The sequence below is a fragment of the Thiomonas sp. SCN 64-16 genome (assembly GCF_001725585.1).
Classification (GTDB): Bacteria; Pseudomonadota; Gammaproteobacteria; order Burkholderiales; family Burkholderiaceae_C; genus Thiomonas; species Thiomonas arsenitoxydans.
On sequence record NZ_MEGQ01000023.1, the window covers coordinates 1 to 21,184 of the forward strand.

The 21,184-nt window shown below is 62.4% G+C and carries 22 protein-coding genes, 1 tRNA gene and 2 pseudogenes; 12 read left to right on the forward strand and 13 right to left on the reverse strand.

Features of this window, described 5'->3' with window-relative positions; genetic code table 11:
- Both ABT24_RS07850 and ABT24_RS07855 read left to right on the forward strand, forming a co-directional pair.
- Positions 1 to 428 (forward strand): heterodisulfide reductase-related iron-sulfur binding cluster (locus tag ABT24_RS07850; protein ID WP_286737630.1); only part of this gene is annotated, 428 nt, incomplete at its 5' end.
- Positions 429 to 430: 2 nt separating this feature from the next.
- Positions 431 to 1,827 (forward strand): annotated as a pseudogene (locus ABT24_RS07855) (LutB/LldF family L-lactate oxidation iron-sulfur protein).
- 9 nt (positions 1,828 to 1,836) lie between these two features.
- Here ABT24_RS07855 and ABT24_RS07860 read toward each other — a convergent pair.
- Positions 1,837 to 2,592 (reverse strand): arginyltransferase, encoded by a 756-nt coding sequence (locus tag ABT24_RS07860; protein ID WP_276726993.1) that lies wholly within the window; start codon positions 2,590 to 2,592, stop codon positions 1,837 to 1,839.
- Entirely contained in the window at positions 2,589 to 3,332 is a 744-nt protein-coding gene (gene aat, locus ABT24_RS07865) for a leucyl/phenylalanyl-tRNA--protein transferase (RefSeq protein ID WP_276726995.1), read from the reverse strand. The genes ABT24_RS07860 and aat overlap by 4 nt, the downstream gene beginning before the upstream one ends.
- Positions 3,333 to 3,359: 27 nt before the next feature.
- Here aat and ABT24_RS07870 point away from each other — a divergent pair, with 27 nt between their 5' ends.
- On the forward strand, positions 3,360 to 3,887 hold the full coding sequence (locus tag ABT24_RS07870; protein WP_276726997.1) for a gamma carbonic anhydrase family protein: 528 nt from the start codon (positions 3,360 to 3,362) through the stop codon (positions 3,885 to 3,887).
- Positions 3,884 to 4,825, forward strand: a complete 942-nt coding sequence (gene hslO, locus ABT24_RS07875) for an Hsp33 family molecular chaperone HslO (protein ID WP_276726998.1) — start codon at positions 3,884 to 3,886, stop codon at positions 4,823 to 4,825. Before ABT24_RS07870 ends, hslO begins: the two co-directional genes overlap by 4 nt.
- A gap of 51 nt (positions 4,826 to 4,876) precedes the next feature.
- On the opposite strand, the gene ftsB is transcribed toward hslO, so the two are convergent.
- From ftsB to ABT24_RS07920, 9 genes and pseudogenes are all read right to left on the reverse strand, one after another.
- Complete coding sequence (ftsB, locus tag ABT24_RS07880) at positions 4,877 to 5,176, reverse strand: cell division protein FtsB (RefSeq protein ID WP_013106559.1); 300 nt, start codon at positions 5,174 to 5,176, stop codon at positions 4,877 to 4,879.
- Positions 5,177 to 5,200: 24 nt separating this feature from the next.
- The gene (eno, locus tag ABT24_RS07885) at positions 5,201 to 6,484 is read right to left on the reverse strand and encodes a phosphopyruvate hydratase (RefSeq protein ID WP_276727000.1); all 1,284 of its coding nucleotides are present in this window, start codon (positions 6,482 to 6,484) and stop codon (positions 5,201 to 5,203) included.
- 49 nt (positions 6,485 to 6,533) lie between these two features.
- Positions 6,534 to 6,821 (reverse strand): DUF1330 domain-containing protein, encoded by a 288-nt coding sequence (locus tag ABT24_RS07890; protein ID WP_276727002.1) that lies wholly within the window; start codon positions 6,819 to 6,821, stop codon positions 6,534 to 6,536.
- Between the two features lie 5 nt (positions 6,822 to 6,826).
- Positions 6,827 to 7,679, reverse strand: a pseudogene (gene kdsA / locus ABT24_RS07895) (3-deoxy-8-phosphooctulonate synthase).
- Positions 7,680 to 7,694: 15 nt separating this feature from the next.
- Positions 7,695 to 9,344, reverse strand: a complete 1,650-nt coding sequence (gene pyrG / locus ABT24_RS07900; protein ID WP_276727007.1) for a CTP synthase — start codon at positions 9,342 to 9,344, stop codon at positions 7,695 to 7,697.
- Positions 9,345 to 9,372: 28 nt separating this feature from the next.
- The gene (locus ABT24_RS07905; RefSeq protein WP_276727009.1) at positions 9,373 to 10,224 is read right to left on the reverse strand and encodes an alpha/beta fold hydrolase; all 852 of its coding nucleotides are present in this window, start codon (positions 10,222 to 10,224) and stop codon (positions 9,373 to 9,375) included.
- A gap of 16 nt (positions 10,225 to 10,240) precedes the next feature.
- Positions 10,241 to 10,690 (reverse strand): GatB/YqeY domain-containing protein, encoded by a 450-nt coding sequence (locus tag ABT24_RS07910; RefSeq protein ID WP_013106553.1) that lies wholly within the window; start codon positions 10,688 to 10,690, stop codon positions 10,241 to 10,243.
- Between the two features lie 156 nt (positions 10,691 to 10,846).
- Positions 10,847 to 11,059 (reverse strand): 30S ribosomal protein S21, encoded by a 213-nt coding sequence (gene rpsU, locus ABT24_RS07915; RefSeq protein ID WP_013106552.1) that lies wholly within the window; start codon positions 11,057 to 11,059, stop codon positions 10,847 to 10,849.
- Positions 11,060 to 11,286: 227 nt separating this feature from the next.
- Positions 11,287 to 12,525: a BaiN/RdsA family NAD(P)/FAD-dependent oxidoreductase gene (locus tag ABT24_RS07920; RefSeq protein WP_276727012.1), complete on the reverse strand. Its 1,239-nt coding sequence runs from the start codon at positions 12,523 to 12,525 to the stop codon at positions 11,287 to 11,289.
- Between ABT24_RS07920 and tsaD the strand changes: the two genes are divergently transcribed.
- The gene (tsaD, locus tag ABT24_RS07925; protein WP_156054686.1) at positions 12,524 to 13,552 is read left to right on the forward strand and encodes a tRNA (adenosine(37)-N6)-threonylcarbamoyltransferase complex transferase subunit TsaD; all 1,029 of its coding nucleotides are present in this window, start codon (positions 12,524 to 12,526) and stop codon (positions 13,550 to 13,552) included. The genes ABT24_RS07920 and tsaD overlap by 2 nt on opposite strands.
- A gap of 13 nt (positions 13,553 to 13,565) precedes the next feature.
- On the opposite strand, the gene ABT24_RS07930 is transcribed toward tsaD, so the two are convergent.
- Both ABT24_RS07930 and ABT24_RS07935 read right to left on the reverse strand, forming a co-directional pair.
- Positions 13,566 to 14,333, reverse strand: coding sequence for a metallophosphoesterase (locus ABT24_RS07930; protein WP_276727014.1), 768 nt, complete (start codon positions 14,331 to 14,333; stop codon positions 13,566 to 13,568).
- A gap of 180 nt (positions 14,334 to 14,513) precedes the next feature.
- Positions 14,514 to 14,972 (reverse strand): Hsp20/alpha crystallin family protein, encoded by a 459-nt coding sequence (locus ABT24_RS07935; protein WP_013106548.1) that lies wholly within the window; start codon positions 14,970 to 14,972, stop codon positions 14,514 to 14,516.
- A gap of 316 nt (positions 14,973 to 15,288) precedes the next feature.
- Between ABT24_RS07935 and rpsO the strand changes: the two genes are divergently transcribed.
- The 7 genes from rpsO (at position 15,289) to ABT24_RS07970 (ending at position 21,144) form a co-directional block, all read left to right on the forward strand.
- A complete protein-coding gene (rpsO, locus tag ABT24_RS07940) occupies positions 15,289 to 15,558 on the forward strand; it encodes a 30S ribosomal protein S15 (protein ID WP_276727017.1) in 270 nt (89 codons plus the stop codon).
- 276 nt (positions 15,559 to 15,834) lie between these two features.
- Positions 15,835 to 17,994, forward strand: a complete 2,160-nt coding sequence (gene pnp / locus ABT24_RS07945; RefSeq protein WP_276727019.1) for a polyribonucleotide nucleotidyltransferase — start codon at positions 15,835 to 15,837, stop codon at positions 17,992 to 17,994.
- A gap of 14 nt (positions 17,995 to 18,008) precedes the next feature.
- Complete coding sequence (locus ABT24_RS07950; protein WP_276727021.1) at positions 18,009 to 18,989, forward strand: NAD(P)H-quinone oxidoreductase; 981 nt, start codon at positions 18,009 to 18,011, stop codon at positions 18,987 to 18,989.
- Between the two features lie 37 nt (positions 18,990 to 19,026).
- Complete coding sequence (gene tpiA, locus ABT24_RS07955; RefSeq protein WP_276727023.1) at positions 19,027 to 19,776, forward strand: triose-phosphate isomerase; 750 nt, start codon at positions 19,027 to 19,029, stop codon at positions 19,774 to 19,776.
- Between the two features lie 70 nt (positions 19,777 to 19,846).
- Entirely contained in the window at positions 19,847 to 20,272 is a 426-nt protein-coding gene (secG, locus tag ABT24_RS07960) for a preprotein translocase subunit SecG (protein WP_276727025.1), read from the forward strand.
- Positions 20,273 to 20,642: 370 nt separating this feature from the next.
- Positions 20,643 to 20,727, forward strand: a tRNA-Leu gene (locus ABT24_RS07965).
- Positions 20,728 to 20,784: 57 nt separating this feature from the next.
- Entirely contained in the window at positions 20,785 to 21,144 is a 360-nt protein-coding gene (locus ABT24_RS07970) for an NADH-quinone oxidoreductase subunit A (RefSeq protein ID WP_013106541.1), read from the forward strand.
- Positions 21,145 to 21,184: the final 40 nt, after the last annotated feature.

Below are 21,184 nucleotides of genomic sequence, written 5' to 3' on the forward strand. Positions count from 1 at the left end.
GTTTCGCCGCCATACAGTCGCGTCTGTTTGAACTTACCGACTTTCTGGTGCGTGTGGCCCATCTGACCGAGGTGCCCGGCGCGTTCGAGGGCGAGGTGACGTATCACGATTCCTGCTCGGGTTTGCGCGAATTGGGCATCAAGCAACAGCCCCGCCAACTGCTGTCGCTCGTGCCCGGACTCAGTCTGTGCGAAATGGAGCAATGCGAGCAGTGCTGCGGCTTTGGGGGCACCTTCGCGGTGAAGTACGGCAATATTTCCGCCGCCATTGCCGACGACAAGTGCGCCAATATTCAGGCGACCAAGGCGCGTGCCGTGGTGCTGGGCGATCTGGGCTGCATGATGCAAATCGAAGGACGGCTGCGGCGGCAGGGAGACAACACAACTCAGGTGCTTCATATCGCTGAAGTGCTGAGTGGAAAGCGCTGATCATGGAATCACAGACTCTGCATTTCAAGGCGCGCGCCGGCCAGAAGCTGGCCGATCAGCGTTTGCAGCAAAACCTCAAGAAGCTCTCGACCAAGTTTGTGACCGGCCGGGCAGCGGCCATCGCCGCGCTGGACGGGTTCGAGCAGATTCGCGATGCTGCGGTGAATCGTCGCAACGTGGCGCTCAAGACGCTCGATGTCTGGCTGGAGCGATTCGAAGCCGAAGCGCAGCGCCGCGGCACCACGGTGCTCTGGGCGCAAACCCCGCAGGAAGCCGCCGATCTGGTGGTGCAGATCGCCCGAAAGCACGATTGCAAGCAGGCCATCAAGTCGAAGTCGATGGTGTCGGAGGAGATGGGCTTGAACGCGGCGCTGGAAGCCGCAGCCGTGCAGGTGACGGAGACCGATCTGGGCGAGTACATCCTGCAGATCAACGGCAACGAACCCCCTTCGCACATCATTGCGCCCGTGGTGCACAAGGACAAAGAGGAAATCGCCGATCTGTTCGCGCGCACGCACCACACGCAGCGTAAGACCGACATCCCCGAGATGACCCGTGAGGCCCGCGAGGTGCTGCGGGCGAAGTTTCTGTCGGCCGATATGGGCATTACCGGGGGCAATTTCGTGGTGGCTGAAACCGGTTCCGTCGCCCTGGTCACCAATGAGGGCAACGAGGGTATGTGCACCATCCTGCCGCGGGTGCATGTGGCGGTGACCGGGGTGGAGAAGGTGCTGCCCACGCTTGAAGACCTAGCGGCGGTGATGCGCCTGCTGCCTCGTTCGGCGACGGGGCAGACCATCAGCAACTACTTCTCCGTGCTCACCGGCCCGAAGCGCGAGGGCGACCGCGACGGGCCGGAGCATATGTATGTGGTGCTGCTCGATGGCGGACGCACCAGTCTGGTGGGCGGTGCGTTTGCCGAGATGTTGCGCTGCATACGCTGCGGCGCCTGTATGAACCATTGCCCCGTCTATCAGAAAATCGGCGGGCACGCCTACGGCTGGGTGTATCCGGGGCCGATGGGGTCGGTGCTGACGCCGAGTTACCAGGGGCTTGAAAGCACGCAGGATTTGCCGCAGGCCGCCACGTTGTGCGGGCAATGTCAGGTCGTGTGCCCGATGAAAATCCCGCTGCCCGATCTGCTGCGCAAAATGCGCGAACAGCAATTCGAGCGCGAAATGCGGCCGGGCATGGAGCGCTGGGCCTTGAGGCTGTGGAGCTATGCCGCGCGGCATCCCTGGCTGTATCGGCCGGGGGCGCGGCTGGCGTCGAGGGTCTTGCGGCTGATGACCTGCCAGGCGCCTCGGGGTGGACGGCTTACCGCGATCTGTCCGTGCCGTCGCAGGCAACCTTCAAACAGCAGTTCGCACAGCGCGCCAAGGGCAAGGCGGCAGGGTGACCGCGGAGGTCATACGCTTGCGGATAGCGGGTTGAACCAGCCGCCGTCGCGGTAGATTTCAAACGGCGTGAAATTGGATTTGTAGGCCATTTTGCGGCTGTGCGCGATCCAGTAGCCCAGATACACATGCGGCAACTGCATGGAGCGCGCCTGCTCGATCTGCCAGAGGATGTTGTAGGTGCCGTAGCTGGTGCCGGCGTCCGCCGTTTCAAAGAAGGTGTACACCGCAGAAAGGCCGTCGGACAGCACGTCGACCACTGAGACCATCTTGAGGGCGCCAAGCTCTGCGCCAGCCTGCGCGGGGGCTCGAAACTCGACCAGCCGTGTGTTCACCCGGCTTTGCAGCAGAAATTGGGCGTACTGGTCGATGCTGTCGTGATCCATGCCGCCGCCGGTGTGGCGCGCGGCCTGATAGCGCAGATAAAGCTGATAGTGCTCGGGAATGAAGCCTAGCTTGAGCACGCGCACCGAGAGATCGCCATGTCGCTTCCAGGCTCTTTGCTGCGTGCGGTTGGGCGAAAACTGCGCTGCCAGCACGCGGATGGGTAGGCAGGCCTGGCAGTCGTCGCACTGCGGGCGGTAGGTGAACAGACCGCTGCGACGAAAGCCGGCGCGCACCAGATCGGAGTACACATCGGCGTTGATCAGATGGCTGGGCGTGGCCACCTGCGAGCGCGCCATGCGGCCCGGCAAGTAACTGCACGGGTAACTTGCCGTGGCGTAGAACTGCAGGGTCGTGAGTGGAAGTTCTTTGGGATGGGTCACAGCCAGCGCGCGCAGTCGGTGAGAAAGGTTGAATCATCATACTGCCAGCCCGGTACGGCCGATTGCCTTGTGGCTTGCGCCACATGGTGCAAAAACGCATCGCGTGCGATCGGCGCAGCGCCCATCTGCGCCAGATAGTCGGTCTGCTGCTGGCAATCGATCAGGTCGATGCGGTGGCGCAGACAAAACCCGCACAGCGCCATCAGCAAGGTTTTCGAGCCATCGCTCACCTCGGTGAACATGGATTCGCCGTAGAACATGCGGCCGATGCACACGCCGTACAGACCGGCGCGCAGCGCATCGCCCTCCCACAGCTCGAAACTGTGGGCCAGGCCGCGCGTGTGCAGGGTGGTGTAGGCCTGAAGCATGTCGGGGGTGATCCAGGTGCCGGTGTCGGCGCGCTGCGCGCCGCACTGCTGCATCACGCGGGGGAAGGCGGTGTCGATCCGAAGATGCCAATCGGCGCTGCGACCGAACCGACGTGCCGATTTTTTCAGCGAGCGCGTCACATGCAACTGCTCGGACCGCAGCACCATGCGCGGATCGGTGCTCCACCACAGCAGCGGCTCGCCCGGGCTGAACCAGGGGAAAATACCCTGCCGGTAGGCCCGCTCCAGGGTGTCGGCATCGAGTTGCCCGCCCACGGCAAGCAAGCCGGGGAACGGCGACAATGCGGGGAGCGCCTGCGATGCGGGCGGAAAGTCATCGCCCGGTTCAAGCCGGGGGATTTGCCAGTTCATGGCCTGATTTTTCTGGAGTGATCCATCATGCCAATTTACCAATTCGCCGACTGGCGCCCCGAGATCGCCGCCGATGCCTATGTGGCGCCGGGCGCGCAGGTCATGGGCAAAGTGCGGCTGCAGCCGCGTTCGAGCGTGTGGTTTTCTGCCGTGCTGCGCGGTGACAACGAACTCATCGAGATCGGAGAGGAATCGAATGTGCAGGATGGTTCGGTGCTCCACACCGACCCCGGCTATCCGCTCACGGTAGGGCCGCGCGTCACCATCGGCCATCAGGCCATGCTGCATGGCTGCACCATCGGCGAGGGCAGCCTGATCGGCATTGGCGCGGTGGTCTTGAATGGCGCGCAGATTGGCCGCAATTGCCTGGTGGGCGCCGGCGCCTTGGTCACCGAGGGAAAAGTGTTTCCCGATGGGGTGCTGATTTTGGGTGCGCCCGCACGCGTGGCGCGCGAACTCACGCCCGAGGCCATTGCCGCGCTGAAAGGCAGTGCCGAACACTACGTCGAGCGCGCCCAGCGCTTTGCCCAAGAACTTCAACTAATGCATTCATGAGCGATCAACTCGTCAAATTCATGCTGGGCACGGGCCATGTGCGCGGTGTTCTCGTCCGTCTGGAGTCCACCTGGGCCGAACTGTGCAAGCGCCGCACCTATCCGCAGGAGGTCGCCGCACTGGTGGGGCAGATGGCGGCAGCCAGCGCCTTGCTGGCGGGCAGCCTGAAATTCGATGGCGCCTTGATTTTGCAGATTCAGGGCGACGGCCCGCTGAAGCTCGCCGTCGCCGAGTGTCAGCCCGACTTCGGGTTGCGGGCAACGGCCAAGATGGCCGACGATTTGCAGGAGGCTGCGGCCTTGCCCCAAGACCTGGCGTCGCTGGTCAATCCAGATGGCAAAGGACGCTGCGCCATCACCCTCGATCCGCGCAATCCCGAATCCGGCCTGCAGCCCTACCAAGGTATCGTGGCGCTGACCGATGAGCACGGTCAGACGCTGCCGTCGCTCGCTGCCATGCTGGAACAGTATCTGGCGCAATCGGAGCAGATCGACTCGCTGCTTCTGCTGGCCAGCAACGACGAGGCTGTGTGCGGTCTGCTGCTGCAACGCATGCCCGGTGAGAAACAGACCGCCGAGGGGGCGGAACAACCCGACGAGGACTTTCAGCGTGCCCGCCATCTGGCGGCAACCTTGACTTCCGATGAACTGCTGCAGCTCGCGCCTGAGGAAGTGCTCAGGCGCCTGTTCTGGGAAGAGGGTGCCCGGGTTTTCGAGCCGCAGACCCCGCGTTTTCACTGCACCTGTTCGCGTGATCGCGTTGTGGGCATGTTGCGCATGCTGGGGCGCGAGGAGGTGGAGTCGATTATCGCGGAGCGCGGCGAGGTGGATGTGCGCTGCGAATTCTGCGGTCAGGGCTATGCCTTTGATGCCATCGATGCGGCTCAAGTGTTTGTCAACACCCTGGTTCAACCGCCGGTGGCATCAGTACGTCATTGATACGTCACTCATAGGCCACTCATACGCCACTGAGGGCTTCCGGACCCCTTTTTATCGGGCGCTGGCGCTGGCCGCCCGCGCGGGCGGCACGATCTGCACAAAAATCTCGTCAGGCTTGACCATGCCCATTTCGCGACGGGCTTGGTCTTGAACACCGCCAAGACCGGCTTTCAGGTCGTGGACCTCGGCGGCTAGGCGGTCGTTGTCCTGCTGGGCCAGCGCGTTGGCCTGCTCTTGCTGGCTGAGCTGATTTTCCAGCCGTTGCACCGCGAACCAGCCCCGCTCGCCGAACCACAGCGGCCACTGCAGCAACAGCAGCAAACTCACGAGCAGAACGGTGACCCAGCGCATGACGATCGGCCGCGTGCGGTGAAATCAGCGCAGGTTGTAGAACACGTCGCGGCCGAGGAAGCGGGCGGTCTCGCCCAGGTTTTCCTCGATGCGCAGCAACTGGTTGTACTTGGCGATGCGGTCGCTGCGCGACAGCGAGCCGGTCTTGATCTGCCCGGCATTGGTGGCCACGGCGATGTCGGCGATGATGCTGTCTTCGGTTTCGCCGGAGCGGTGCGACACCACGGCGGTCCAGCCTGCGCGCTTGGCCATTTCGATGGCGGCGAAGGTCTCGGTCAGGGTGCCGATTTGGTTCACCTTGATCAGAATGGAGTTGGCCAGCTTGTCGGCAATGCCGTTTTTCAGGATGGAGGTATTGGTGACAAAAATGTCATCGCCCACCAACTGCACCTTCTTGCCCAGACGGGAGTTGAGCAGCTTCCATCCGTCCCAGTCTTGTTCGGCCAGGCCGTCTTCGATGGACACGATGGGATATTTGCCCAGCCAGTTGTCGTAGAAATCGACCATTTCCTCGGTGGATAGCACCAGACCTTCGCCTTCGAGGTGATATTTGCCGTCCTTGTAGAACTCGCTCGAAGCCGGGTCGAGGGCGATGGCGATCTGCTCGCCCGGGCGGTAGCCCGCCTTCTCGATGGCTTCGACGATGAGTTGCAGCGCGGCTTCATGGTTGGCCACGTTCGGCGCAAAGCCGCCTTCGTCGCCCACAGTGGTAGGCAGGCCGCGATCATTCAGGATGCCCTTGAGCGCGTGAAACACCTCGGCGCCGTAGCGCAGCGCCTCGTGGAAGTTGGGCGCGCCCACCGGCATGATCATGAACTCTTGCATGTCCAGGCTGTTGTTGGCGTGGGCGCCGCCGTTGATCACGTTCATCATCGGCACCGGCAGCTCGCGCGCCGAAAAGCCGCCGAGATACTGGTAGATCGGCATGCCGGCTTCTTCGGCGGCCGCCTTGGCCACGGCCATGCTGACGGCCAGGATGGCATTGGCGCCCAGGCGTGACTTGTTGTGCGTGCCGTCGAGGTCGATCAGAGTCTGGTCGAGGAAGGTTTGCTCGGTGGCGTCCAGGCCCATCACCGCTTCGGTGATTTCGGTGTTGATGTGCTCAACCGCGCGCAGCACGCCTTTGCCGCCGAAGCGCGACTTGTCGCCGTCGCGCAGCTCCATGGCTTCGCGCGTGCCGGTGGATGCGCCCGACGGCACGGCGGCGCGGCCGATGAAGCCGGTTTCCAGCACCACGTCGCATTCGACTGTGGGATTGCCGCGGCTATCGAGGATTTCGCGGGCGGTGAGGTCAACGATGGCACTCATGGAGACTCCTGTCAGGGAATGTGAGAAAAGATGGGAACAAAGATGGGTTTCAGACGCCTTGCACGGCGATCATGCGCATGGTGGCGGCGCCGGCACGCGCCTGCCGCGCCAGCAGATACTCGGCGCTGTCGTAGAAACTGCGCGCCGCTGCAAGGTCTGGAAACTTCAGCAGCACGATGCGAGTAGGCGACCAGTCGCCTTCGAGCACCTCGACCACGCCGCCACGGATGCAGACCTCCGCACCGTGCGCCGCGATGGCCTGGGACGACAACACCTTGTATTGGTCGTATTGCTGGGGGTCGGTCACATCGACGTCGGCGATGATGTAGGCGCTCATGGGGATTAGTTGAATTGGGTTTCGAGGAAACCGCGGCGCTTGACTGCGGCGTCGATGTCTTTGAGGCTTTCGAGCAGGGCACGCATGTGGTGCAGCGGCACCGCGTTGGGGCCGTCGCTCAGCGCATGGGCCGGATCGGGGTGGGTCTCCATGAAAACGCCCGCCACACCCGCGGCAATGGCCGCGCGGGCGAGCACCGGAACGAACTCGCGCTGTCCGCCGGAACTCGTGCCTTGGCCGCCGGGCAGTTGCACCGAATGGGTGGCGTCGAAGACGACGGGGCTTTGCGTTTCGCGCATGATGGCCAGCGAGCGCATGTCGGAGACCAGATTGTTGTAGCCAAAGCTCACACCACGTTCGCAGGCCATGAACAAGGTGTCAGGATGCCCCGCCTGTGCGGCGGCGGCGCGCGCCTTGGCGATGACGTTTTTCATGTCGCCCGCCTTTTTTGATGTTTACCGGCTTGCCCAGACTGCTGACCGCATGAATGAAGTCAGTCTGGCGGCAGAGGAAGGCCGGGGTCTGCAGCACATCGACGATCTCGGCCACACGCGGGGCCTCTTCGGCGGTATGCACATCGGTGAGAACGGGCACGCCGATGTCGCGGCGCACCTTGGCCAGAATTTCCAGACCCTGCTCCATGCCGGGGCCGCGAAACGACGCTCCGCTCGAACGATTGGCCTTGTCGTAGCTCGATTTAAAAATCAGCGGGATGTCGAGGGAACGGCAGATGTCGCGCAACTGCCCGGCTACATCCATTTGCAACTGCTCGGACTCGACTACGCAGGGGCCGCTGATGAGAAAGAATGGCTGATCGAGGCCGACGGGAAATCCGCAAAGGGTTTGTGGAGTGGGCATGGCGAGGCGTGCGGATCAGGCGTTTGCGGCGTGGCGTTGCAGGGCGGCCTGAATGAAGGCCGTGAACAGCGGGTGGCCGCCCCAGGGCGTCGATTTGAATTCCGGGTGGAACTGCACGCCGACGAACCACGGATGCACGGTTTGCGGCAACTCGATGATTTCGGTGAGGTGCTCGCGCTGCGTGATGGCCGAGATGACCAGCCCGGCTTTTTGCAGGGTAGCCAGATAGTGCTCGTTGGCCTCGTAGCGATGGCGATGACGTTCGGTCACCACATTGCCGTAGATGCTGTGAGCGAGGGTGCCCGGTTTCACATCGGAGCTTTGGGCGCCCAGCCGCATGGTGCCGCCGAGATCGGATCCGGCGTGACGCTTCTGCACGCTGCCGTCGCGGTCGAGCCACTCGTCGATCAGCGCGATCACGGGCTGCGGGGTGTCGGGCTCGAACTCGGTGCTGTTGGCTTGCGGCAGCCCAGCGACGTGGCGGGCGAATTCGATGGTGGCCACCTGCATGCCCAGACAGATGCCCAGGTAGGGAATGCGGTGTTCGCGAGCATATTGCGCGGCAAGAATCTTGCCCTCGACGCCGCGCTTGCCGAATCCGCCGGGCACGAGCACGGCGTCATAGCCGTCGAGCTGGGCGATGTTGGTCGGCTCTAGGGTTTCCGAGTCGAGATAGCTGATCTCGACGCGCGAGCTGGTCTTGATGCCGGCGTGGCGCAAGGCTTCGTTGAGCGACTTGTACGAGTCCGACAGATCGACGTACTTGCCCACCATGGCGATGCGCACGTTGTGCTGCGGATGTTCGAGCGCCTGCACCAGATCGTTCCAGACCTTGAGGTTGGCAGGAGGCGCCGTGATGCCCAACTTTTCACAAATGATGTCGTCGAGATGCTGCTGGTGCAACATTTGCGGAATCTTGTAGATCGTGTCCACGTCCCACACCGAAATCACCGCGTCTTCGCGCACGTTCGAGAACATGGAAATCTTGGCACGCTCATCGTCGGGAATCGGGCGGTCGGCGCGGCACAGCAAGGCGTCGGGCGAGATGCCGATCTCGCGCAGTTTTTGCACGCTGTGCTGCGTGGGCTTGGTCTTGAGTTCGCCAGCGGCCGGAATGTAGGGCACGAGGGTGAGGTGAACAAAGGCACAGTCGCCCCGCTTCATGCGCAGGCTCATCTGCCGCGCGGCTTCGAGAAAAGGCAGGGATTCGATGTCGCCCACCGTGCCGCCGATTTCTACCAAGGCGACGTCCACCGCGTCAGCGGTGCCCTCGCCAGCGCCGCGACGAACGAAATCCTGAATTTCGTTGGTGATGTGCGGAATCACCTGCACCGTCTTGCCGAGGTATTCGCCGCGACGTTCCTTGCGCAGCACGCTGTCGTAAATCTGGCCGGTGGTGAAATTGTTCACCCGCCGCATGCGGGTGGTGATGAAGCGCTCGTAATGCCCCAGATCGAGATCGGTCTCGGCGCCGTCTTCGGTGACGAAGACTTCGCCGTGCTGGAAGGGGCTCATGGTCCCTGGATCGACGTTGATGTAGGGATCGAGTTTGATGAGGGTGACTTTGAGGCCGCGCGATTCGAGAATCGCGGCGAGAGATGCGGATGAGATGCCCTTGCCTAAGCTGGACACCACTCCGCCGGTGACGAACACATATTTGGTCATAGCCGCGACGAATGCCGGTAAAAGTGCATTATAGGGAGCAGGTTTTGAGACCTGGATGACAGGCGTTGCTGGCGAGGTCGAAAGCCCGCTCGATCAGGCGTGCAGTCTGCTGCGGCGCCTCGAATGGGAACAGGTGCGAGCCATCGATCCACTGCAGGCGGTCTTGCGCCAGGCGCATCGTGGTCTGCATTCCGGCCATGCGGATTTCGCGCGATGATCGTCCACCGATGAAACTCACCGGCACGGGAAAGGGCTTGCGCGCCAGGGCGCCGAGCTGGTGCGGCAGAGTTTTGTAAATGCGATATTCGATGTCGCGCTCGAAGGCCAGCGCCCGGCCCTGCGGATCGGCCCGGGTGCCGAACGCGCAGTAGTCGCCCAGCATTTCCGGGTCCCATTGTGCAAAGGCGGTTTTCGAGGAGAAATGGGTGCGCACGGCGTCAACGTCGGGCCAGCGCGTGCGCCGTCGTTTGGCCGCCGCAGCGGGCGAGAATCGCTCGCCCAGCCCGGTGCGTTTGGACAGCCAGAGCAGCCGCGCGCGCCAGCCAGACACCACGGGCGAGTCGAGCAGAATGACCTGCTGCGCCATTTCGGGGCGGGCATGTGCAGCCATCAGGCTCAAATAGCCCCCCAGCGAGTGCCCGACCAGTACGGCCGGCTCGCCGTGGCAATCGTGCTGCAGGTAATCGATCAGTTGCTGCGCCAGCGGCTTCCAGCCATCGCGCACGGGATACCGGGCGTCGTGACCGTAAATGGGCACGGCGCGCACCCGAAATGCCGGTTCGAGCGCCTGAAACAGCTTGCGATACACCGGAGCGGGAAAGCCGTTGGCGTGGGAGAACACCAACAAAGGGCGCGAACTGGCGTCGGAGCTTGGGTTCACGGCGCCGTACCCGGAATCAGGCGCCGCTGAGCAGGGCTTTGGCGCGGGCTGCAGCCAAAGCCATGTCGGCCCGACCGGCAAGCTGCGTCTTGAGCGGGCCCATGAGCTTGCCCAAATCCTGCGGGCCGCTGGCGCCGGTTTGCGCCATCAGCGCGCGGATCTCGGCGTCAATGGCTGCGGCGTCCAGGCGTGCGGGCAGGTAGCGTTCGAGAACGACGATCTCGGCGGCCTCTTTGTCCACCAGATCCTGGCGCCCGGCCGGGGTGAATTGCGCAATGGCGTCGCGGCGTTGCTTGATCATTTTGTCGATGATCGCCACGATGGCCGCGTCGTCCAACTCGATGCGTTCGTCGACTTCTTTCTGTTTCATTGCGGCCATCAGCAGGCGAATGGCACCAAGCAGCGGCGCATCTTTGGCGCGCATGGCGGCCTTCATGTCATCCTGAATACGGTCTTTGATTGTCATGGTGAGTCCAATGCAAAAAGCCCGCATCGATGGGCGGGCTATGAGGCGAGCTGCAGATGCGCGTTGCTGCCTTGCGCATTCCGTTACGGGCGCCAGACAAAACAAAAGTCAGCGCGCGGAAACGAAAAAAATCAGCGGGAAATCAGGCGGGTGGAATCAGTATTTGCGCTCGGGCAGCGTTTGGCTGCGGATACGCTTGTAGTGGCGCTTGACCGCTGCGGCCTTCTTGCGCTTGCGCTCTGCGGTCGGCTTTTCATAGAACTCGCGAGCGCGCAGTTCGGTGAGCAGGCCGAGTTTTTCGATGGTGCGCTTGAAGCGACGCAGTGCGACGTCGAACGGCTCGTTTTCTTTAACGCGAATGGTGGTCATTGATGAGCTTCAATCCAATGTAGGCAGGCCAGGTGGGTTTGTCGTGCTGCCGCCGTCGTTGTCGTATTAGACGTTTCAACGACGCGGTTCAACTGCTTGGGTACTGGGCTGCGTGGGCCAAACTCGCAGCAGCCAAGCCGAGTGTGGCCTGCCGTGTCGAGGAGTAAAAACCTAAAGATTATATGCCCTAATTTTGAAGGCAACAAATACCCGGCCACAAGACGTTATCAGAGCGCCTGCGCGCAGGCGGCGGCGGAACTCCAGGCCCACTGGAAGTTGTAGCCGCCAAGCCAACCGGTGACGTCGACGACTTCGCCGATGAAATGCAGCCCCGGGACATCCATCGCCATGAGAGTCGATGACGAGAGTGCGCGGGTATCGATGCCTCCGGCAGTGACCTCGGCTTTGCGCCAGCCCAGCGTGCCGCTGGGCAGCACGGGCCAGGCGTGCCAGTGTTGCCAGAGGGTTCGCAGCGCTTTGTCGCTGAAATCAGCCATGCGACGGTCAGCGTCGCCCGTCTGTGCGCACAGGGCGTGGGCCAGGCGTTGCGGCAGGTGTTGGCTGAGTTCGCCTGCGAGGGTGCGCCGATTGCCCTGCTTGGATTGAAGCAACGCCGCTTCGGAGACTTCGCCCATCAGGTTGATCCGCAGGGGTTTGCCCGCTTGCCAGTAACTCGAAGACTGCAGGATCGCCGGGCCGCTGAGTCCGCGGTGGGTAAACAACAGGTCTTCGCGGAAATTGACGGTGCGATGCTCATAGTCCGTCTGAATGTCCACCTCGAGCGAGACGCCGCTGAGGTCGGCAAACGGCGCCCACAATGCCGGATCGAATGCCAGCGGCACCAGGGCGGGGCGGGGCGGGACGATCGGCAGGCCGAATTGCTCGGCGAGTTGATAGCCGAACGGACTGGCGCCAATCTGCGGAATCGACAACCCTCCGGTGGCGACAACCAGGGCGTCAGTGCTCACCCAGCCTTTTGCGGTGCGCACGCGAAAGCCGGGGGCGGCGGCTTCGACCGCTTCCACCGCGCACGGTTGCCAGTGCGTCACCTGGCCTGCTGCGCATTCTTCAAGCAGTGCGGTGATGAGTTGCTCTGCCGAGTCATCGCAAAACAGTTGTCCCTTGTGCTTTTCGTGAAAGCCGATGCGGTGCTTGCGCAGCAACGCGATGATGTCTCGCGGCCCGTATCGGGAGAGCGCCGATTTGCAGAAATGCGGGTTGCCTGAAAGGAAGTTTTCAGGGCGCGTGTGCAGATTGGTGAAGTTGCAACGCCCGCCGCCGGAGATGCGGATTTTCTCGGCGACCTTGGGCCAGTGGTCGAGCAACAGTACGCGCCGCCCACGTTGTCCGGCTAGCGCGGCGCAGAGCAGCCCGGCTGCGCCCGCACCGATGATGACGGCGTCGAAGCGGGGCTGATGAGGTGCGGGGGAGCGGAAGGTGGTTGGGAAGGCTAGACTGCCGGGCATGCTGGTTCTTGGAATTGAAACGTCGTGCGATGAAACCGCCGCCGCACTGTACGACACCGATGCGGGTCTGCGCGGTCACGCGCTGCATTCGCAGGTCGATATGCATCAGGCCTATGGCGGGGTCGTGCCTGAGCTGGCCTCGCGCGACCATATCCGCCGCCTACTGCCTTTGACCGACCTGGCTCTCAAGCAGGCCGGGGTGCGGCTGGATCAGGTGGACGCCATCGCCTACACCCGCGGGCCGGGGCTGGCGGGGGCGCTGCTGGTCGGCGCGGGCGTGGCCTCGGCTTTAGGCATGGCATTGGGCAAGCCGCTGATCGGGGTTCATCACCTCGAAGGACATCTGTTGTCTCCCCTGCTTTCGAAGCAGCCGCCCAGCTTCCCCTTCCTTGCGCTGTTGGTGTCTGGCGGGCACACCATGCTGCTCGATGTGCAGGCCTTCGGTCAGTACACCCTGCTGGGCGAGACGGTCGATGATGCGGCCGGCGAGGCTTTCGACAAATCGGCGAAATTGCTCGGGCTGGGTTATCCCGGCGGGCCGGAACTGGCCCGGCTCGCAGCCTTCGGCAATCCGGCCGCCTTCGATCTTCCGAGGCCGAAGATGCACAGCCCGGATCTCGACTTTTCGTTCGCCGGACTGAAAACCGCCGTGCTTACGCGGGTGCGCGGCCTGGGCTCGAATCTGTGCGAACAGGCCCGGGCCGATCTGGCCGCGGCCGCGCAAGAAGCGATCACCGATGTGCTGGTGCACAAAACCGCGCGCGCGCAGCAAGCGACGAAAAGAAGGTCGGTGGTCGTCGCGGGCGGCGTGGGCGCGAACCGGCAATTGCGGGAGAAACTGGCTGCGACGCTGTCGGCGCGCGGTGTGGCCTTGTTTTTTCCCGAATTGGAATGGTGCACCGACAACGGCGCGATGATTGCCCTGGCCGGCGCCCTGCGCTTGCAGGCGCACCCGGAAGCGGCCCGTGCGGCCGGGCCGTTCGATGTGCTGCCGCGCTGGGATTTGACGCAGATCGGGGCGGCCTAAAAGCCGTTTCGGGCTAGATTTCCCACACGCCTTGCGGCTGAAAGTCGCTGTCCTCGCCCTTGCTCGCCAGACCGCGGGCGTTGCACACCACTCGCGAAGCGCCTGCCCGGTAGTCGTGCCGACAGTGCAGATGGCCGTGCAGCCACAGCGTGCTGTGTGGAATCAGATCGTCATAGGCGTTGCAGAAACTCGCCGTCGAGGCGTTGACGGGATAGCGCGCGTCGTTGCTGCGCAGGCTGGGCGCGAAATGGGTGATGACCAGAGTGGCATCGTCCGCATCCGAGAGATGGGCGGGGTTGGTGAGTTGATCGCGCAACCAGTCACGGCAAAGTAGCCCTTCTTCGCGTAGCTCGGCCACGCCCATGGGTTTGCCGTGGCGTGTGGCGCATTGCACCTGTTCGGCAAAGTAGCGAGCTGCGCGCATGCAGCGCTCGATGCCCTCGGCGCCGAACAGCTCGAAATCATTCCACAGCGTGGTGCCCAGCACCCGGATGGTGCGTCCCTGGTGTTCGATTCGAGTCTGCTCGCGGTGCAGCATGGTGAAGCCCAGACGGTCGCAGCGCTCGCGCAACGCGTCCAGGGCTTGATCAAAATCCTTGTGGTCATGCTCGTGGTTGCCAGGCACGTAAATGACCGGTACCGGCCAGTCGCGGAACAGGTCGACCTGGGTGTGATGGGCGTCGATATCGCCCGCAAGAACCAACAGATCGGCATCGGGCGCGGGTTGCGGCGCGAAGGTCTCGGTTTCCAGATGCAGATCGGAGAGAAGTTGAATGCGCATAGCGCGGTGATCGGTGCGTTGTTGGGTTTGTTAACGCACTGTAAACCCGTTCGCGCCGTTTGACCCCGCCGAAGCGCCACGAAAATACGCAGGCTGTGAACAAATCCACAGCCTGCGTGCTGGCGCTGCAAGCGCTTGACCGTTGGGAGCGGCGGTGCGCTGCCGTTCCCAACGGGTGACTTACTTCACCGCAATTTGCTGAATTACGGCTTGTGCTTTGCGTGGCAGGGTGAGGGTGAGCACGCCGTTTTCCAGCTTCGCTTCTGCAGCGGCGGCGTCTAGCTCGGCGGGCAGTTCAAAAGAGCGATAAAACTGGCTTGCGCTGCGTTCGCGGTAGATCACCTTGCCGCCCTCAGTCTTCTCGTCTTCCTTCTTCGACTCTGCCGAGATGGTGACGCGCGGGCCATCGATCTGGATTTTGACCGCGTCTTTTTCGATACCCGGAAGATCGGCGTGGACGGTATAGCCCTTGTCGGTCTCGGTCACATCCATGCTGAGCTTTTTCAAGGCCTGATCAGGACTGTCGCTCGCGGCGAAAAAGTCGCGGAATGCCTGATCGAACAGCCGACCAAAAACAGGCTCCAAACCGCTGCTATAGAGAGAAGAACGGCTGGATGGGGTAGTAATGGAATAAGCCATGAGGATTCTCCTTAAGAAATAGGGGATCGAAGCCCCGATAACCAGGATATGCCGCCAGTGTGACAGTTTTCAAGTTCTCCAATCGCGCCCCAGACCTGCCGCGTTCGCGTCAGGTCCCCCGAGGGGGATGAGACCTGCAGCTCCAAGCCGCCCTGTGGCAGCTTGGAGCCGAATCCGAGCGGTTTGCGTTGTGGGTCAGGCAGTGCGTCGATTCAAGTCGTGGCGATTTCAGTTCAGGTTAGAATCAGTGGCTTTTCATCTTCACGGCGCGGAATGGTTTCTTCTGCGTTCGCGTGTTCTCTACTAGGAAACTGACATGTCTGTTGCAGAAATCAACAAGGCGCAAATCGTCGCCGACAATGCCCGCGCTACGGGTGATACCGGATCTCCGGAAGTGCAGGTCGCTTTGCTGACCGCGCGCATCAATCATTTGACCGATCACTTCAAAACGCACGCCAAAGATCATCATGGTCGTCGTGGCCTGCTCAAGATGGTGAGCCGCCGTCGCAAGTTGCTCGACTACCTGAAAGACAAGGACGTTGATCGTTATCGCGCCCTGATCGCCAAGCTCAGTCTGCGTAAGTAAGTGCCTGCTTTGCAAGAACGCCTGTGTGAGTTTGTCGGCACAGGCGTTTTTTTGTATGGGCGTTGTGGTTTGCAAGGTTTGAAGCGTCGCGCCTCTGATGGGGTGCGGCGTGGTTTTCAAGGGGGCGGTGTGACCCGTGTCATTCCACCGACGCACCGGATAGCCGGGCGTCGCTGGAATGGCATCACTCCGCCAGGTTTTTAACGGGCGCTGCTCGTGGCGATCTCAGTCCCTCAGGACGAAGATCGCAGTTGCGCCTTGATCAAGGAGTTAGCCATGTTCAACAAAGTCGTCAAAACCTTCCAGTGGGGACGCCATCAAGTCACGATGGAAACGGGCGAGATTGCGCGCCAGGCCAGCGGTGCGGTGCTGCTCAATATGGACGATACCGTGGTGCTCGCCACGGTGGTGGGCGCGCGTACGGCCAAGGCGGGGCAGGATTTTTTCCCCCTGACCGTCGATTACATCGAGAAGACCTATGCGGCGGGCCGCATTCCCGGTGGATTTTTCAAGCGGGAGGGCCGCCCCAGCGAAAATGAAACGCTGACCTCGCGTTTGATCGATCGCCCGATCCGCCCCTTGTTTCCTGAGGGGTTTTTCAACGAGGTTCAGGTGGTGGTGCATGTGCTGTCCATCAACCCGGAGGTCGAAGCCGATATTCCGGCCCTGCTGGCTTCAAGCGCCGCGCTCGCGGTGTCGGGCTTGCCGTTCAATGGCCCGGTGGGCGCAGCCCGCGTGGGGTATGTCAACGGCAACTATGTGCTCAACCCCAGCCGCGCCGAACTGGCCGACAGTCGCCTCGAACTGGTGGTGGCGGGTACGGAATCGGCCGTGCTGATGGTCGAGAGCGAGGCCGATCAGTTGTCTGAAGAGGTCATGCTCGAAGCCGTGATGTTCGGCCATGCGCAGTTCCAGACGGCGATCAACGCCATCCACGAGCTGGTGCGCGATGGCGGCAAACCTGCCTGGGACTGGGCCGCGCCCGAGAAAGATCAGGCGCTGATCGACCGCATTCAGGCGCTGGCTGGTGACGATATCCGCGCCGCCTACAAAATCACCCAGAAGCAGGCGCGCACGCAGGCCTTGCGCGAAGCGACGGCCAAGGTGCATACCGGTTTGGCCGAGGCGGGCATCGCCGCTGATGCGGCCAAGGTCGACGGCATCCTGTTCGACATGGAAGCGCGCATCGTGCGTGACCAGATTCTCGCGGGCGAGCCCCGCATCGATGGTCGCGACACCCGCACCGTGCGTCCTTTGAGCATCCGTACTTCGTTGTTGCCGCGCACGCATGGCAGCGCGCTGTTCACCCGTGGTGAAACCCAGGCTTTGGCCGTGGCCACGCTGGGCACCGACCAGGATGCGCAGATCATCGATGCGCTGGGCGGCGAATACCGCGACCGCTTCCTGCTGCACTACAACATGCCGCCGTTCGCCACGGGCGAGACGGGCCGCGTGGGCACGCCCAAGCGCCGCGAAATCGGCCATGGTCGCCTGGCCAAGCGCGCGCTGCTTGCGGTGCTGCCGAAAAAAGAAGACTTCGCCTACACCATGCGCGTGGTGTCGGAAGTGACCGAGTCCAACGGCTCTTCGTCCATGGCCTCGGTGTGCGGCGGCTGCCTGGCACTGCTCGACGCCGGTGTGCCGCTGAAGGCGCATGTGGCCGGTATCGCCATGGGTCTGATCAAGGAAGGCAATCGTTTTGCGGTGCTGACCGACATTCTGGGCGATGAAGATCACCTCGGAGACATGGACTTCAAGGTGGCGGGTTCGGCCTCGGGCGTGACCGCGCTGCAGATGGACATCAAGATTCAGGGCATTACCCGCGAGATCATGCAGGTGGCGCTGGCACAAGCGCGCGAGGCCCGCATGCACATCCTGGGCGTCATGCAGCAGGCAGTCGGCGGTGCGCGTGAAGAGGTTTCGCAGTTCGCGCCGCGTCTCTACACCCTTAAGATCAATCCCGAGCGCATCCGCGACGTGATTGGCAAGGGTGGCGCCACCATCCGTGCGCTCACCGAAGAAACCGGCACGCAGATCAACATCGGCGAGGACGGCACCATCACCATCGCCTCGACCGACGCCGACAAGGCCACAATCGCCAAGCAGCGCATCATCGACCTCACCGCTGAAGTGGAAGTCGGTCAGGTGTATGACGGCGCCGTGGTCAAGATTCTCGATTTCGGCGCCCTGGTGAACGTGCTGCCGGGCAAGGATGGTCTGCTGCACATCTCGCAGATCGCCAACGAGCGCATCAACAAGGTGAGCGACTTCCTGCAAGAGGGCCAGAAGGTTCGCGTCAAGGTCATCGAAACCGATGACAAGGGCCGCTTCCGTCTGTCGATCAAGGCACTGCTGGGTGAGGATTCCTCTTCAGCGCCTGCGCAGCCGGTCGTGGCGCCCGCTGCCGCCGATGCCGACCTTGAGCCGGGCGTCTGATCGCCACGGGTTTCATGCGCGCCATCGAAATCTCCCAGCCCGGCGGACCTGATGTCCTGCGTCTTTGCGAGCGGCCCATGCCGCAAGCCGGTGCAGGCGAGGTGTTGCTGCGCGTGCGAGCGTTCGGCGTCAACCGACCCGATGCCTTGCAGCGGCGCGGTCTGTATCCGCCGCCTGCGGGTGCGCCCGACCTTCCGGGGCTAGAAGTCTGCGGTGAAATCGTCTCGGGCGATCTGGCGGGAACCGATTTGCACCAGGGCGATCTCGTCTGCGCGCTCGTCGCTGGGGGGGGCTACGCCGAATATTGCGTGGCGCCCACTGGCCAGTGCCTGCCCTTGCCGCGCGGGCTGAGTGCGGAGGAGGGCGCTGCCCTGCCGGAAACTGCATTCACCGTCTGGCACAACGTGTTCGAGCGTGGGCGCTTGCAAGCAGGTGAGATGCTGCTGGTGCAGGGGGGTAGCAGCGGGATTGGCACGATGGCCATTCAATTGGCTGTGGCCAGTGGCGCTCGCGTTGTCGCCACGGCTGGCTCTGACGAAAAATGTGCCGCCTGCCTCCAACTCGGCGCTGAAGTGGCCATCAACTATCGCACGCAGGATTTTGTCGAGGCCGTACGGGCGCACACAGCAGAGCGTGGCGCCGACGTCATTCTGGACATGGTGGCGGGCAGCTATCTCGCCCGTGAGCAGCGTTGCCTTGCAGAAGAGGGGCGGCTCGTGGTCATCGCCGTGCAGGGGGGCGTGAAGGCCGAAATCGATGCCGGTCTGCTGATGCGCAGGCGTCAGACCCTCACCGGCTCGACTTTGCGCGCGCGCAGCGTGGCCTTCAAGAGCGCCGTTGCGCAGGCCTTGCACAAAACAGTTTGGCCCTGGATCGAGCAAGGTCGTGTGCGACCAGTGATCGACGCGGTATTCCCCGCCGAGGACATCGTGCAGGCGCACCAGCGCATGGAGCAAGGGCAACACATTGGCAAACTCGTGCTGCGCTGGTCTTGAACCGCGCGCCGTAAACGACATCAGACAGGAGCAAAGTATGCGTCAGCAATTCGTCGCAGGAAACTGGAAAATGCATGGCAGCCTGGCGAGCAATGCCGCGCTGCTGGCCGAGGTTCTTGCCGGCGTAGGAACCGCGCGTTGTGAAGTGGCGATCTGCGTGCCCTATCCCTATCTCTCTCAAGTGCAACAACTGCTGCAGACCAGCCAGGTTGCGCTCGGGGCGCAGGATTGTTCGGTGCATCAAAGTGGCGCACACACGGGCGAAGTGTCCGCGAGCATGCTGCAGGATTTTGGCTGCAGCTATGTCATCGTCGGCCACTCCGAGCGCCGTGCCGATCATCATGAATCCGATGTGCTCGTCGCGGCCAAGGCCGAGCGTGCGCTCGAAGCGGGTATGACGCCTATCGTTTGCGTGGGAGAAACACTGGCTGAGCGGGAGTCGGGGCTGACCCGTGCCGTGGTGCTGCGTCAGTTGCTGGCCGTCACCCATCTTCTGCGAGAGCAGACATCGCGCATCGTCGTGGCTTACGAACCCGTCTGGGCGATCGGCACGGGCCGCACGGCGACCCCGGAGCAGGCGCAAGAAGTGCACGCTGTGCTGCGGGAGCATCTGCGCACGGTGAGCGAAGCCGCTGCGGGTGTGCGGATTCTGTACGGCGGCAGTGTGAAGCCCGACAATGCGGCGGTGTTGTTTTCGCAGGCCGACATCGATGGCGGCCTTATCGGTGGGGCGTCGCTCAAGGCGGCTGATTTTCTGGCGATCACCGCGGCAACGCGCCAAGACTGATTGATTCGCAGGTTCGTCCTGCTTTGTGAAGTGAAGTTGTAAATCGCGCCTGGCGCGGATGAGTGCACAAATGCAAATTCTTTTGACCTTGACTCTGGTGGTGCAGATCCTGTCTGCGCTGGTGATGATCGTTCTGGTGTTGATGCAGCACGGCAAAGGGGCCGACATGGGCGCCTCTTTCGGCTCTGGAGCCTCGGGCAGCCTGTTCGGGGCAACCGGTTCGGCGAATTTTTTGAGCCGCAGCACAGCGGTTGCCGCCACACTGTTTTTCGTTACCACGCTGATGATGGCGTATTTCGGCAACCGCGCCAATTCCGGCGATGGCGGACTGATGGAAAAACTCGCTGCGCCCGCGCCCGTAGCCTCGGTTGCGGCGCCCGCCAAACCAGCGGGCCCGGTCAGCGAAATTCCTGGAGTGCCGGGCGCGGTGAGCAAGGCTTCGCAAGCCACCACGCAGCCCAAGACGGCCGCGTCTGCGGCGTCCGCGAGCCGGTAAATTCGCGTGTCATGCACCATCGCTCATCATTGATGGTGCATTGCAGCAAACACAGGCTCTGCGACTTGTCAATCTGATCTGCGGTTGAGCATTGCGTTAGAGCAATATCCGACTGTTGCGTGTTGCTTCGCTGTATTGGAAGCATGTAAGATTCTTTTGTTTTGCAAATCCGGTAACAAACAAGATGCGGGGCGGTAAGGGTAAGGTAAGCGCGCTTTACGAAGCGCTTTAAGCTGCCGCGCTGAAGATAGGCCACACAACGGCGATGATCCTCATGATCGCTGTGGACTGTCCTTAAAAAGTTTTGTTGCGCCGGGCCACTTTCGCCGTGCAGGTCAAGCGGTGGTGTTCAGGTGGTATCCGGTTTTGAGCCGACGTGGTGGAATTGGTAGACACGCTATCTTGAGGGGGTAGTGGCGAAAGCTGTGCGAGTTCGAGTCTCGCCGTCGGCACCAAAAGATTGAAGGGCGGGGTTTCAACCCGAGCCCCATAACAACAGGAGATGGAGTGCGATGAACCTTGAGCAGTATCTGCCGGTGTTGTTGTTCATCCTGGTGGGCATTGGTGTGGGCGTGGTGCCCCAACTGCTCGGTTACCTGATCGCTCCGCGTCATCCCGACGCCGAGAAAAACTCCCCCTATGAGTGCGGCTTCGAAGCGTTCGAAGACGCGCGGATGAAGTTCGACGTGCGCTACTACCTCGTCGCTATTCTCTTCATCCTGTTCGACCTTGAAATCGCCTTCCTGTTTCCCTGGGCCGTCGCCCTGAAAGACATTGGCCAGATTGGTTTCTGGGCGATGATGATTTTTCTCGCCATCCTCACGATAGGCTTCATTTACGAATGGAAAAAGGGAGCGCTCGATTGGGAATGAGTCCCTGCGACATAGACTCGTGGTTGGGCTTGCCCTGCAG

Bases quoted from the DNA above. Each gene is read 5' to 3' on its own strand.
- aat (WP_276726995.1), bottom strand. From the start codon at position 3,332: ATGAACTGGCAAATCCCCCGGCTTGAACCGGGCGATGACTTTCCGCCC.
- ABT24_RS07870 (WP_276726997.1), top strand. From the start codon at position 3,360: ATGCCAATTTACCAATTCGCCGACTGGCGCCCCGAGATCGCCGCCGAT.
- hslO (WP_276726998.1), top strand. From the start codon at position 3,884: ATGAGCGATCAACTCGTCAAATTCATGCTGGGCACGGGCCATGTGCGC.
- ftsB (WP_013106559.1), bottom strand. From the start codon at position 5,176: ATGCGCTGGGTCACCGTTCTGCTCGTGAGTTTGCTGCTGTTGCTGCAG.
- eno (WP_276727000.1), bottom strand. From the start codon at position 6,484: ATGAGTGCCATCGTTGACCTCACCGCCCGCGAAATCCTCGATAGCCGC.
- ABT24_RS07890 (WP_276727002.1), bottom strand. From the start codon at position 6,821: ATGAGCGCCTACATCATCGCCGACGTCGATGTGACCGACCCCCAGCAA.
- pyrG (WP_276727007.1), bottom strand. From the start codon at position 9,344: ATGACCAAATATGTGTTCGTCACCGGCGGAGTGGTGTCCAGCTTAGGC.
- ABT24_RS07910 (WP_013106553.1), bottom strand. From the start codon at position 10,690: ATGACAATCAAAGACCGTATTCAGGATGACATGAAGGCCGCCATGCGC.
- rpsU (WP_013106552.1), bottom strand. From the start codon at position 11,059: ATGACCACCATTCGCGTTAAAGAAAACGAGCCGTTCGACGTCGCACTG.
- tsaD (WP_156054686.1), top strand. From the start codon at position 12,524: ATGCTGGTTCTTGGAATTGAAACGTCGTGCGATGAAACCGCCGCCGCA.
- ABT24_RS07920 (WP_276727012.1), bottom strand. From the start codon at position 12,525: ATGCCCGGCAGTCTAGCCTTCCCAACCACCTTCCGCTCCCCCGCACCT.
- ABT24_RS07930 (WP_276727014.1), bottom strand. From the start codon at position 14,333: ATGCGCATTCAACTTCTCTCCGATCTGCATCTGGAAACCGAGACCTTC.
- ABT24_RS07935 (WP_013106548.1), bottom strand. From the start codon at position 14,972: ATGGCTTATTCCATTACTACCCCATCCAGCCGTTCTTCTCTCTATAGC.
- rpsO (WP_276727017.1), top strand. From the start codon at position 15,289: ATGTCTGTTGCAGAAATCAACAAGGCGCAAATCGTCGCCGACAATGCC.
- pnp (WP_276727019.1), top strand. From the start codon at position 15,835: ATGTTCAACAAAGTCGTCAAAACCTTCCAGTGGGGACGCCATCAAGTC.
- ABT24_RS07950 (WP_276727021.1), top strand. From the start codon at position 18,009: ATGCGCGCCATCGAAATCTCCCAGCCCGGCGGACCTGATGTCCTGCGT.
- tpiA (WP_276727023.1), top strand. From the start codon at position 19,027: ATGCGTCAGCAATTCGTCGCAGGAAACTGGAAAATGCATGGCAGCCTG.
- secG (WP_276727025.1), top strand. From the start codon at position 19,847: ATGCAAATTCTTTTGACCTTGACTCTGGTGGTGCAGATCCTGTCTGCG.
- ABT24_RS07970 (WP_013106541.1), top strand. From the start codon at position 20,785: ATGAACCTTGAGCAGTATCTGCCGGTGTTGTTGTTCATCCTGGTGGGC.